We start from the raw sequence: 11,929 nt of genomic DNA, 5'->3' as shown, positions 1-11,929 counted from the left end.
CGGGGCAGGCGGGTAGGCGGTCAGCAGGCGGCGGATGGCGGTGGTCAGCCGGCGTGGGCGACGGCGTCGAGCGGCGCGGACACGGTGGAGGGGGAAGGCGACCGTGATGGCGCGTTGGGGGTGGTTGTGGTCGGCGGACGGGGCCGTGGGGTGGGTCAGTTGGCGGAACTGGGCCTTGGTCCGGTGGTAGAGGGCCAGGGCTGTGGTGGCGAGGGTCATGTGTGGACCAGGTCGGCCAGCGTGGCGAGCTTCGAGTCGCCTATGCCTTCCACCTCGCGGAGTTGGTCGACCGAGGCGAACGGGCCTTTGCGGGTGCGGTGGTCGACGATGCGCTGGGCCGTCACCGGGCCTACGCCGGGGAGGGCGTCCAGTTCGGCGGCGGTGGCGGAGTTCAGGTTCAGCTTGGACGGGACGGCGCCGCCGTGAGCTGGAGGTGGGATGCCGACCGCTATCTGTTCGCCGTCGGTGAGCTTGCGGGCCAGGTTCAGGTCGTGAAGGTCGGCGCCTGGCTTCACACCGCCTGCCAGGCGGACGGCGTCGGCCACGCGGGCACCGGACGTCACCGTCACCAGGCCTGGGGTCGCGACCTCGCCGATCACGTTCACGACCAGTTCGGGAGCCGGGGCCGTTGTGCTCACCAGAGCGAGGGCGGGGGCGGGTTCCGCGGCAGGGCTCTGCCACCAGCTGCCGAGGCCGATCACGGTGCACGCCACGGCGATGCCGAGAGCCAGGAGGCCTCGGCGTGGGAGCCGTGGCGGGCGGAAGCGTCGGCGGGGCGGGCCGTGTTCGTCCGAGTCCTCTGATCGCGCGAAGACCAGGGTCGGGTCGGCTCTCACCTTGTCGGCCAGGGCGGCCAGGCGTTCGCTCGGGCGTGTCCGGATCGGGGAGGCGGGGGAACATGCGGGCGACGTTACGGAGCGGGATGGGTGGGGAGGTGGGGTGAACTCCGAAGCTGTGGATTACTCGCGGGTTGTGGACAGGTCGCGATCACTCGCGCCTCGGGGACGGGGAATTGTCGGGGGTCTATGGGAGACTGTCGGGTCCTCCCGGCAGCACCACCACGCCCAGCACCCCTGGGCCCGTGTGCGCGCCGATCACCGCTCCCACCTCCGAGATCACGCACCCCGTTGAGCCGGGCAGGCGTTCGTCCAGATTGGTCGCCAGTTCGGCGGCGCGCTCGGGAGCGGCCAGGTGGTGCACGGCCAGGCCGACAGGGCCGTCACCCGCCGCGGCCGCCGCCAGATCGACCAGACGGCCCACGGCGCGGCCCATCGTGCGCACCTTCTCCAGCGGCACGATCCTGCCGTCGTCCATGTGCAGCAACGGCTTCACGGCCAGCGCGGTCCCCACCAGCGCGGCCGCCGTCCCGATCCGGCCACCCCGGCGCAGGTGCTCCAGCGTCTCGAGGCAGAAGAACATCCGGGTCTGCCGGGCAGCGGACATCGCGGCGTCCTCCACCTCGGCATGCGAGCGCCCGGCGGCAACGGCCGCACACGCGCGCAGCACCGCGAAACCGAGTCCCATGCCCGTCGAGCGCGAGTCCACCACGCGAATGCAGGAGGGATCGATCTCCTCGGCCGCCAGCCGTGCCGCCTCCCACGTCCCCGACAGCTCACGAGAGAGATGCACGGACACGATCGCATCGGACGACGCCAAAGCCTCCCGATACACGTCAGCCATCTCGCCAGGTGTGGGACGCGACGTGGTCACTCGGCGGTGCTCGGCGAGGGCACCGGCCAGCTCGGAAGGACCGAAGTCGACGCCATCGAGGCGTCCGGCACCGTCCACCGCCACGTGCAACGGCACCACGGTGATCGAATGGCGCTTCGCGAACCCTTCGGGCAGGTATGCCGTGGAGTCGGTGACGATGGAGATGCGCACGAGCGACGAGCCTACGGGGCTCACTCCTCCGAAGGACTCAACGCCACGGACGAGATGAGAGCGGCCATGGCCTTGCCGACGAGCTCGTGCCCCTCCCAGCCCCAATGCATCCCGTCCGGATTTCCGGCGCCGGACCGCACGTGCTTCCCGATCACGGTCGGCAGGTCGAGCAACGGCACACCCGCACCTGAGGCCCACCCACGCACAGCAGCAGCCGCAGCCGCGTGCCCGCCATGCACGAATGCGTACGAAGGCGCCCGATGCACCGACGGCACGATTCCCACCGCCGGCATCGTGTACTCGAGATTGCGCACGGACTGCAGCGAGTCACGCAGATAACGCGCGGTCAACGCAGGAGGCAACGCCACGCGCGCGTAGGGCGCCAACAGAGGCTGAGCCGCCGTGTAGCCCTTACGCACCCACCGCCGCAACCAGTCCGGCCGCACGTAACGCAGCCCTTCACGCAGGTAAGTGGGCAACGGCGACGGCAGGGTGTCCATGCTGCCCACCGCGAACACCAGCACGTCCGTGCGAGGCAGCAACGACCAGATCCGCGGGTCCCCGGTCAACGCCCACCAGGCGTCCCGAGCCGTCCACCCGAACCCGGCCGCCAGCTCCGCGGACCCACCCAGAGCAGCGGCACAGAGGTTGTGCCACAACCGCGGGTGATCAGCGGGTAACGGCCCGTCCGGGCCGAAGAACGACAGCGAGTCCCCGAGGACGAGCAGTCTCAACGCGTGGTGCCCGCGTTGTACGACGACAAACGCCAACGGTCGTTGCGCCGCGTGAACACGGTCCAGTGGCAGTTCGAGATGCCGCCGAGCTGCGACCAGTTCTTCACGGGCAGGTCGAGCAGCCGCCCGGTCAAGGCGCTGATCAGTCCTCCGTGCGCGCACAACAGGACGGTGTCGGAGAACTCCGCGTCCACCTCGTTGACGACCTTGATGGCCCGCTCGGCCACCTCGACGCGCGACTCGCCGTCCGGCGGCGTGTAGGTCGGATCGGTGCGCCACACGGTGATCGCGCCTGGCCACTCCTGCTCCACCTCGGCCGTGGTCAGCCCCTGCCACTTGCCCAGATGCGTCTCGCGCAGCCGCTCGTCGATCCGCAACGGGACGTCGGCCGACGAGGTGAACACCCGCGCGGTCTCTCGCGCGCGTTGCAGATCGGAGGCGACCACGATCTCCGGTTCGAACCCGGCGAGCACCGGCACGGCGAACCTGGCCTGGTTCAAGCCGGTCTCGGTGAGCGCCGAGTCCAGATGACCCTGCAGACGACCTGTCGCGTTGTAGTCGGTCTCACCGTGCCGCCACAGCACGAGCCGGCTCAGGGCCATCAGCTACCTCATTCAGCCGTGGAGTCGGCGGGGACGTCCGCTTCGAACTCGATGCGCGGGCAGTCCTTCCACAACCGCTCCAGGCCGTAGAAGCTGCGCTCTTCGACGTGCTGCACGTGCACCACGACGTCGACGAAGTCCAGCAGCACCCACCGGCCCTCGCGAGCCCCTTCGCGGCGCACCGGCTTCGTGCCGGCCTCCCGCAGCTTCTCCTCGATGTTGTCGACGATCGCGCCGACCTGCCGCTCGTTGGGAGCGGACGCGATCACGAAGACGTCCGTGATCACGAGCTGGTCGGAGACGTCGAGCACCGTCACGTCGTGCGCCTTCTTGTCGGCCGCTGCGTTCGCCGCGACCAGCGCCAGCCGTCGTGCCTCGTCGGTGGCTGCCACGTCACTCCTCTGACTTCCGGCGGGCGTCGATACGCCCACACGAGTTACTGAGGGTACCGGCGCGCGCCAACGGGTACTTCGCGCGCAAGCATGACGAAGGCCACCCCAGCGCCCTGAGGTGGCCTTCATCTGCGCCGATGCTTAGATCGGGCGGACCTGCTGGGCCTGCGGCCCCTTCTGGCCCTGTCCGACCTCGAACTCGACCTTCTGGTTCTCCTCGAGCGAGCGGAACCCCTTGGACTGGATCTCCGAGTAGTGCACGAAGACGTCAGCCGAGCCGTCGTCGGGGGCGATGAAGCCGAACCCCTTCTCGGCGTTGAACCACTTCACGGTGCCTGTAGCCAAAGTCTTGCCTTCCACGAACCAGCAACAACCCGCTGATTGTTGCTCCCCGAGACCACGGATGCACGCGAAATCCACTCGAACGTGGTCACGACTCGGAGTACAAGCCCGTTTTCGCGATGTACTGGACCACACCGTCTGGAACCAAATACCAAACGGGCTGGCCGGACGCAGTCCTTGCGCGGCAGCCGGTGGACGAGATCGCCATCGCCGGGACCTCAACGAGCGACACCGCACCCGGCGGCAGGTGGTGGTCGTTCAGCGTGTAGCCCGGACGGGTGACACCGATGAAGTGGGCCAGATCGAACGCGTCCGCAGCGCGCTTCCACGACAGGATCTGCTCCAGCGCGTCGGCACCGGTGATGAAGAACAGATCCGCGTCCGGGTACTGCTTCTTCAGGTCCGTGAGCGTGTCCACCGTGTACGTGGGGCCGTCACGGTCGATGTCGACCCGGCTGACCGAGAACCGGGGGTTGGACGCGGTGGCGATGACCGTCATCAGGTAGCGGTCCTCGGCGGGTGAGACCTCCCGCGACGCCTTCTGCCACGGCTGACCCGTCGGCACGAAGATCACGCGGTCCAGGTCGAACCTGGCCTGCACCTCACTGGCGGCCACGAGGTGACCGTGGTGGATGGGGTCGAACGTGCCACCCATGACGCCGATGCGCATCGAACCAGCGTAGACCGGCGTCAGGCCGCTCCCATGGCCCAACGCCGGTCGTGCTGATCACACCGCACGGCCCAGGGGGAGGACGGGCCGTGCGGGTCGCGGCCCACCCCGAAGCAGAGCCGCGCGATGGAGGAACGCTCCCGCCCCTGCCCCATTACGCGGCTCTGCCAAGATTTTTTCTCACCAGGCCATTACGAGCTTCAGAGGGCCCCTGACCAGCGAACCCTTGCGGAACTCGACGGGTTCCGCGAACCGCAGACCTGGCATCCTGCGCAGCAACGTGCCCAGCGCGACCTGCAGTTCCATCCGCGCGAGCTGCGAGCCGAGGCAGAAGTGGATGCCGTGCCCGAACTGCATGTGCTGGCCCACCTCGCGCTCAAGGTCCAGTTCGTCGCCGTTCGGGTACACGGACTCGTCGCGGTTCGCCGACGACACGACAACCAGCAATGCGTCGCCCTCCTTCACCAGCGCGTTGCCGACCTGCACGTCTTCGGTCGCGATGCGCGTGAAGCCGGCACCGCTGCCCAGCGGGATGAACCGCAGCAGCTCCTCGATCGCGTTCGGCAGCGTGTCCGGGTTCTCGCGCAGGCGCTTCATGGCGTCCGGGTGCTCGCACAGCGTCACGACGCTGTTCGCGAGCATGTTCGCCGTCGTCTCGTGTCCCGCGACCAGCAACGTGATGCCGAACCGGACGAGCTCGTCCTCGCTCAGCCGGTCGTCGTTGTCACGGGCGGCGACGAGTGCGCCGTACAGGTCGTCCGTGGGATGCGCACGGCGCTGAGCGATGAGTTCGGTGAAGTAGGCGTGCAGCTTCATCATGCCGTCCATCGCCTCTTCAGGCGTGTAACCGCCGACCGTGGACAGCACCTGGTTCGACCACTTGCGGAACTCGCCGCGGTCCTCGAACGGCACCCCGAGCAGCTCGCAGATGATCGTGATCGGGAACGGCATGGTGAAGCCCTCGACCAGGTCGCCGGGGTTGTCCAGGCGGTCGAGCAGCTCGTCGGTGATCTGCTGGGCGCGCGGCCGCAGTTCCTCGATCCGCCGCACCGTGAACGCCTTGGACACCAACCGGCGCATGCGCGCGTGGTCCTCGCCGTCGTGCGTGAGGATGGACCCGCCGGGCGCGATGAGGGGCTGCATCCTCGGCACGTCCTGGTTGATCGTTCGCGCTCGGCTGAACCGCGGGTCGCCCAGGACGAACTTCGTCTCTTCGTAGGACGTGACGAGCCAGCCCTCGCCGCCGTACGGGTACGTCACGCGCGTGACGGGCTCGTCACGCCGTAGACGTTCGTACGTCGGATCGAGGGCTAGGCCGTCGGTTTCGGAGAACGGGTAGGTGGGAGCCATGTCTCCGAAGGTAGAACTACGCCTTCGGGCGTGTGTGTCCTTCGCCCCACACGACCCATTTCGAGGACGTCAGCTCGGATAGGCCCATCGGCCCGCGTGCGTGCAGCTTCTGCGTGGAGATGCCGATCTCCGCGCCCATGCCGAACTCCGCGCCGTCGGTGAAGGCCGTGGAGGCGTTGACGAACACCGCTGCCGCGTCCACACGGGCCGTGAACTTGCGTGCTGCCGCGACGTCGTTCGTCACGATGGCCTCGCTGTGGCCGGAGCCGTACGTCGCGATGTGCTTCACCGCTTCGTCCAGCGAGCCGACGACCTTCGCCGAGATGTCGAGGCTCAGGTACTCGGTGCCCCAGTCGTCGTCGTTCGCCTTCAGAACGCCGTCCTGCTGCGCGAACTGCTCGTCGCCGTGGATGGTCACGCTCTCCTGCTGCAACGCCTTGGTGACGCGCGGGACGAACTCTTTCGCGACGTCCTTGTGCACCAGGAGCGACTCTGCTGCGTTGCACACGCTCGTGCGCCGCGTCTTGGCGTTGAGGACGATGGCCTCGGCCATGTCGAGGTCGGCGTGCGCGTCCACGTAGACGTGACAGTTGCCGACACCGGTCTCGATCGTGGGAACCGTCGCCTGCTCGACGACGGCGTTGATCAGACCCGCGCCACCACGCGGAATCACCAGGTCCACCAGGCCACGCGCGGTGATGAGATGCGTGACGGACGCCCGGTCGTGGCACGGCAGGAGCTGCACGCAGTCGGCCGGCAAGTTCACGCTTTCGAGTGCGTCGCGCAGGACGGCGACGAGCGTGGTGTTGGAGTGCTCGGCGGTCGAGGAACCCCGCAGCAGCGCGGCGTTGCCCGACTTCAGCGCAAGCCCGGCGGCGTCGACCGTGACGTTCGGCCTGGCCTCGTAGACCATGCCGACGACGCCCATCGGGACGCGGACCTGCTTCAGCTCCAGTCCGTTCGGGAGGATTCCGCCGCGAATGACCTCACCGACCGGATCGGCCTGTCCCGCAACGGTTTCCAGGCCCTGGGCCACGCCTTCGATCCGGGCTTCGGTGAGCGCGAGGCGGTCCAGAATGCCTTCCGGGAGACCAGCTGCCTTGCCGGCTTCGAGGTCCTTCTGGTTGGCCTCGATGATCTCTGGCGCGCGCTGCCGGAGCGCGGCGGCCATCTCGTGCAGCGCGGCGTCCTTGCGCTCACGGGTGGCGAGGACGAGTTCGTCGGCGGCGACGCGGGCGCGGCGGGCTGCTGCGTGCACCTGGTCGCGCAGGTCATCAGTCACGCTGCACAGCTTACGACCTGCGGCAATCGGGATTGTCAGACCTGGGTGGCAAGCTCCTCCCATGGACGACATCGCGTTGCGGGAGCTGGCCGAAGAACGGCTGCGGGCACTGGCGGGCCCGGAGGCGGTGCTGCGCGAGGACCAGTGGACCGCGATCCACACCCTCGTCGCCCAGCGCCGCAGAGCGCTCGTCGTCCAGCGCACCGGCTGGGGCAAGTCGGCGGTGTACTTCATCGCGACGGCGTTGCTGCGCCAGCTCGGCGAGGGACCCACGGTCATCGTCTCGCCACTGCTCGCGTTGATGCGCAACCAGATCGACGCGGCGGCACGGGCGGGCGTGCACGCGGTGACGATCAACTCGGCCAACAGCGACGAGTGGGGTGCCGTGCAGGAGCAGGTCGCCGCCGGCGACGTCGACGTGCTCCTGGTGAGTCCGGAACGGCTGAACAACCCCGATTTCCGGGACGCCGTGCTCCCCTCCCTGACGGCGTCCGCCGGCATGCTCGTCGTCGACGAGGCGCACTGCATCTCGGACTGGGGCCACGACTTCCGCCCGGACTACCGCAGGCTGCGGACGTTGCTGACGGAGCTGCCGGCGGGCGTGCCGGTGCTGGCGACGACGGCCACGGCCAACGACCGGGTGGTCCACGACGTCACCGAGCAGCTGGGGCTCGGTGCCGACGAGGGCACGCTGGTGCTGCGCGGGCCGTTGGACCGCGACAGCCTGCGTCTTTCGGTCGCGCTGCTGCCCACCGCGGAATCCCGCCTCGGGTGGCTCGCGGAGCAGCTCGACCGGCTGCCCGGCTCCGGGATCATCTACACGCTCACGGTGGCGGCGGCGGACGACATCGCGGCGTTCCTTTCCGACCGCGGCCACCCGGTGGCCGCGTACTCGGGCAAGACGGAGCCGGCCGAACGTGAACGCGCCGAAGAGGACTTGCTGAACAACCGGGTCAAAGCGCTCGTCGCCACCTCGGCACTGGGCATGGGTTTCGACAAGCCGGACCTCGGCTTCGTCGTCCACGTCGGCGCGCCCTCGTCCCCGATCGCCTACTACCAGCAGATCGGCCGCGCGGGCCGCGGCGTCGAACGCGCCGAGGTGGTCCTCCTGCCCGGCCACGAGGACCGCGACATCTGGGCCTACTTCGCGTCTTTGGCTTTCCCCGCCGAGGTCGTGGTGCGTCAGGTGCTGTCCGCGCTCGGTGGAGCGGGCAAGCCCCTCTCGACGGCGGCGCTGGAGCCGATGGTCGAGCTGTCCCGCAGCAGGCTCGAGGTCGTGCTGAAGGTGCTGGACGTCGACGGCGCGGTCAGGCGCGTGCGCGGTGGCTGGGAAGCGACCGGCCGGCCGTGGGAGTACGACAGCGACCGGTATGCGCGCATCGCGGAGGCGCGCAAGGCCGAGCAGCAAGTGATGATCGAGTACCTGAAGACCCCGCTGTGCCGGATGAAGTTCCTGCAGGACCAGCTCGACGACCCGACGGCACACGATTGCGGCCGTTGCGACAACTGCACGGGCGAGCGGTTGTCGGTCGAGGTGTCCGAGGTGGCGGCGGGAGCAGCTCGCGAACGGCTGCTTCGACCGGGTCTGAACGTGGCGCCGCGCAAGATGTGGCCGACGGGCATGGCCGCGATCGGCGTTCCGCTGTCGGGCAAGATCCCGCCGTCGGAGATCGCGGTGACGGGCAGGGCGCTGGGCCGCCTCACCGACATCGGCTGGGGCACCAAGCTGCGTGACCTGCTCGCCGACGGGACCGACCGCGAGATCCCCGACGACGTCTTCGCAGCCTGTGTGAAGGTGCTGTCGGCATGGGGCTGGGACGACCGGCCGGTCGGCGTGGTGACCGTCGGCTCCCGCAGGCGCCCCGCCCTGGTCGGCAGCTTCGGCCAGAAGATCGCGTCCATCGGCCGTCTGCCGTTGCTCGGCACGGTGTGGCTCGGCGAGTCGACGCACCGAGCCAACAGCGCCCAGCGCCTGGCCGGGCTCGTGCGGTCGGGCGAGGCACCTGACTTGTCCGGTGTGGACGGACCGGTCCTGTTGGTGGACGACCACATCGACACCGGGTGGACGATGACCGTGGCCGCTCGGATGCTGCGGAAGGAGGGGGTGCCCGCGGTGCTGCCGTTCGCACTGGCCGTCACGAACTGAGGTGACGCTCACCCCCGAGTTGTCGTGATCGGCGCCGAGCGAGAAACTCCGGCCTATGGAACCCACCACGCGTCGGCGCAGGTCGTGGCTGCGGATGTTCGTCGTCGGGCTGGCGCTGTGGGTCGCGACAGTGGTGATCACGTACCTCACCAGCAACGCCAACCTGATCCCCACCATCGTGCTGCTGGGCAGTTTCCTGGTGCCGGCGACGTTCGTGACGTGGGCGTTCGAGCACCGCCACTCCGGCGAGGTGACCGGGGAGATCGTGTTCCGGACGTTCGCCGTCGGTGGCGTGCTGGGTGTGCTGGGCGCGTCGTTGCTGGAGACGTACCTGCTGCACCCGTCGCCTTGGCTGTTCGTCGGTGTCGGGCTGATCGAGGAGGCGGTCAAACTCGCCGCGCTGGCCCTGCTCACGCGGCACCTGGTGCACAAGTCCACGCGAGACGGGCTGGTGCTGGGTGCGAGTGTCGGGTTCGGGTTCGCCGCGTTCGAGTCGGCCGGGTACGCGCTCACGGCGACGTTGACCGAGAACGGCCTGTCGCTGATGGACCTGGTCACCACGGAGCTGCTGCGCGGCCTGCTCGCGCCGTTCGGGCACGGGTTGTGGACGGCGATCCTCGGCGGGGTGTTGTTCTCGCGCAGTGTTCGCGAGCACTTCATGCTCACCGGGCGGCTGCTCTGGGCCTACCTCGGTGTGTCGCTGTTGCACGCCTTGTGGGACTCGATGAACAGCATCGCTGTCCTGATCACGATGGTGCTGACCGACCAGCCGTGGCAGGAGCAGGCGCTGGAGGCCGGCTACCTGCCGCAGCCGACGGCGGTACAGGTGCAGCTGTACACGGTCTTCACCTGGCTCGGGCTCGCGCTGATCTCGGTGATCGGCGTGGTCTGGCTGGTGAGCCTGGTGCGTGCGTCCCGCCGGGAGCTCGCGCCGGTGCGCGGCTATCCGCTGCGCACCGACGCGCCGTGGTGGCCGGGAGCTCGCTAGCAGTTGTGGATGCCGGACGTCGCGGACGACACCACGAGGTCCACGCCGGGCAGGGTGATGTGCGCGCCGTTGACCTTGAGGCCGCCGGGCACCGGCACCTGTTCGTTGATCACGATCTTGCCGCCGGACAGCGGGATCGTGGTGTTGGGGGCCGTCGTGACGGCGATCGGGACGCCGGCGACGGTCAGCGAGCCGATCGTCACGTTGCCGGTCGCGCCGCCGCACGTGCTGCGTGACGTCGCCACGACGTCTCGCAGGGCGACGGTGCCGATGCCGAGTTCCGCTACGGACGTGCGTGCGGTCGACGTGCCGGGTGCCAGCGTTGTGATCACCGACGTGCACAGCGCCCAGGTGCTCAGCGGTGCCGACACGGTCGCGGTGCAGGGCGGTGCGGTGGTCGTGGCGCCGGCGACGCGGACCTCACCGGTGTCGGAGGTGGGTGCCACGGTCTGGCGGAGAGCTTTGCCGGACAGGCCGAAGCCGCGGCCGGTCATGTGCAGCAGGCCGACCGTGGTGGACGCTTGGCTCGGTTCGTAGAACTGGTCGCCGGTGAAAGTCGCCGTCACGGGCACGGTGCCGGCCGCGTTCAGCGGTTGGTCGACGGACGCGATCGTGCACTCCGCCGTGCCCCACGCGTCGGTGGTGTCCACACAGGACTGCGTGGTGCCCAGGGTGAGCTGGACGCCGCGTCCGGGGACGGGCGTGCCGTCGTCTTCGGTGAGCGTGGCCGCGAGCAGGGCGGGTTCCGCGTTGGCAACGGTGGCGTCACCGAGGTGAGCCAGGCTGGTTTCTTCTTTGGTCACAACGAAATCGACGCTGACATCAGTCGGCAGCAGGGCCTTGCCACCCGCGAACGACACCGTCAACGGGTACTTGGCCGCAGGTCCGCCAGGCGTGAGAGAGCAGGACGCCACACCATCAACGTTGGTGGTGGCCGCACAGGTCTCGACGTTGTTGAGCTTGAAAGCCACAGGCTGGCCACCGACCGGTGCGCCGTTCCCGGTGAGCGTGAGGCGGGCGGAAACCGTTGCGGGGTCGTGGAAATCCCCGGTCACAGCACCGATGTACGTGAGCGTGGCCGGCTTGCGGGCGACCTCGAACTGGACCTCGGTGCTCGACGGCTGGTGCACCACGTCGCCGCCGTAGCCGATCGCCAACGGGTAGATGCCCGCGACCTCGTTCGGCGTGATCGAGCAGGAGGCGACGCCAGCAGCGTTGGTCGTGCCGACGCAGATTTCGTTGGCGTTGAGGCGGAACACGAGTGAGGCGTTCGGCACCGGCCCGCTCGAAGCGGTGAGGCGTGCGGAGAGCGTGACCGGGTCACCGGTGAAGCCGAAGGCCGGACCGGTGTAGGTGATCGTCGTCGACTCGACGAGGTAGCTGATGGTCACCGACGGCTCGTCGCCGGTCTCTTCAAGGACGAAGTTCGACACACCGGCACCCGCCCGGCCGGAGCCGTTGCCGCCAGCACCACCGTGGACCGCGAGGACCAACGGGGTAGGCGCGTGGAAGCCGGACGCGCCGCCTCCGCCACCGAACCAG

13 protein-coding genes are annotated in these 11,929 nt (G+C 69.1%); 2 read left to right on the top strand and 11 right to left on the bottom strand.

Translation table 11 applies throughout. The features are described 5' to 3' along the window. The 10 genes from FXN61_RS51155 to FXN61_RS40650 form a co-directional block, all read right to left on the bottom strand. A partial coding sequence (locus FXN61_RS51155; protein ID WP_223165814.1) for a hypothetical protein occupies positions 1 to 219 on the bottom strand: 219 nt, incomplete at its 3' end. Then, positions 216 to 836, bottom strand: coding sequence for a ComEA family DNA-binding protein (locus FXN61_RS40690; RefSeq protein ID WP_312878383.1), 621 nt, complete (start codon positions 834 to 836; stop codon positions 216 to 218). The genes FXN61_RS40690 and FXN61_RS51155, both read right to left, overlap by 4 nt. 187 nt (positions 837 to 1,023) lie before the next feature. Further along, complete coding sequence (locus FXN61_RS40685; RefSeq protein WP_167979207.1) at positions 1,024 to 1,881, bottom strand: DegV family protein; 858 nt, start codon at positions 1,879 to 1,881, stop codon at positions 1,024 to 1,026. Between the two features lie 20 nt (positions 1,882 to 1,901). Continuing rightward, a complete protein-coding gene (octT, locus tag FXN61_RS40680) occupies positions 1,902 to 2,615 on the bottom strand; it encodes a diglucosylglycerate octanoyltransferase (RefSeq protein ID WP_167979206.1) in 714 nt (237 codons plus the stop codon). After that, entirely contained in the window at positions 2,612 to 3,217 is a 606-nt protein-coding gene (locus FXN61_RS40675; RefSeq protein WP_167979205.1) for a histidine phosphatase family protein, read from the bottom strand. Before FXN61_RS40675 ends, octT begins: the two co-directional genes overlap by 4 nt. A gap of 8 nt (positions 3,218 to 3,225) precedes the next feature. Next, entirely contained in the window at positions 3,226 to 3,609 is a 384-nt protein-coding gene (gene rsfS, locus FXN61_RS40670; protein WP_030468098.1) for a ribosome silencing factor, read from the bottom strand. 141 nt (positions 3,610 to 3,750) lie between these two features. Beyond that, on the bottom strand, positions 3,751 to 3,954 hold the full coding sequence (gene cspE, locus FXN61_RS40665; RefSeq protein ID WP_053735596.1) for a transcription antiterminator/RNA stability regulator CspE: 204 nt from the start codon (positions 3,952 to 3,954) through the stop codon (positions 3,751 to 3,753). Between the two features lie 85 nt (positions 3,955 to 4,039). Then, positions 4,040 to 4,621 carry a nicotinate-nucleotide adenylyltransferase gene (gene nadD / locus FXN61_RS40660; protein ID WP_167979204.1) on the bottom strand — a complete coding sequence of 194 codons (582 nt, stop codon included), beginning with the start codon at positions 4,619 to 4,621 and terminating at the stop codon, positions 4,040 to 4,042. 180 nt (positions 4,622 to 4,801) lie between these two features. Beyond that, positions 4,802 to 5,971 carry a cytochrome P450 gene (locus FXN61_RS40655; protein ID WP_167979203.1) on the bottom strand — a complete coding sequence of 390 codons (1,170 nt, stop codon included), beginning with the start codon at positions 5,969 to 5,971 and terminating at the stop codon, positions 4,802 to 4,804. 16 nt (positions 5,972 to 5,987) lie between these two features. Beyond that, complete coding sequence (locus FXN61_RS40650; protein ID WP_312878381.1) at positions 5,988 to 7,253, bottom strand: glutamate-5-semialdehyde dehydrogenase; 1,266 nt, start codon at positions 7,251 to 7,253, stop codon at positions 5,988 to 5,990. 61 nt (positions 7,254 to 7,314) lie between these two features. On the opposite strand from FXN61_RS40650, the gene FXN61_RS40645 reads away from it, so the two are divergent. Next, positions 7,315 to 9,399 (top strand): RecQ family ATP-dependent DNA helicase, encoded by a 2,085-nt coding sequence (locus FXN61_RS40645; RefSeq protein ID WP_167979201.1) that lies wholly within the window; start codon positions 7,315 to 7,317, stop codon positions 9,397 to 9,399. A gap of 55 nt (positions 9,400 to 9,454) precedes the next feature. Next, entirely contained in the window at positions 9,455 to 10,387 is a 933-nt protein-coding gene (locus FXN61_RS40640) for a PrsW family intramembrane metalloprotease (protein ID WP_167979200.1), read from the top strand. Here the strand turns inward: FXN61_RS40640 and FXN61_RS40635 are convergent. Next, a partial coding sequence (locus FXN61_RS40635; protein ID WP_188136020.1) for an Ig-like domain-containing protein occupies positions 10,384 to 11,929 on the bottom strand: 1,546 nt, incomplete at its 5' end. The genes FXN61_RS40640 and FXN61_RS40635 overlap by 4 nt on opposite strands.

This window comes from Lentzea indica (genome assembly GCF_012184385.1).
Classification (GTDB): domain Bacteria; phylum Actinomycetota; class Actinomycetes; order Mycobacteriales; family Pseudonocardiaceae; genus Lentzea; species Lentzea indica.
The sequence above is the reverse complement of the archived record's forward strand: the minus strand, read 5'-3'. Positions and strand labels throughout refer to the sequence as shown.

What these genes read in the sequence shown, in the direction of transcription:
- FXN61_RS40675 (WP_167979205.1), bottom strand. Translation starts at nt 3,217, where the DNA reads ATGGCCCTGAGCCGGCTCGTGCTGTGGCGGCACGGTGAGACCGACTAC.
- nadD (WP_167979204.1), bottom strand. Translation starts at nt 4,621, where the DNA reads ATGCGCATCGGCGTCATGGGTGGCACGTTCGACCCCATCCACCACGGT.
- FXN61_RS40655 (WP_167979203.1), bottom strand. Translation starts at nt 5,971, where the DNA reads ATGGCTCCCACCTACCCGTTCTCCGAAACCGACGGCCTAGCCCTCGAT.
- FXN61_RS40645 (WP_167979201.1), top strand. Translation starts at nt 7,315, where the DNA reads ATGGACGACATCGCGTTGCGGGAGCTGGCCGAAGAACGGCTGCGGGCA.
- FXN61_RS40640 (WP_167979200.1), top strand. Translation starts at nt 9,455, where the DNA reads ATGGAACCCACCACGCGTCGGCGCAGGTCGTGGCTGCGGATGTTCGTC.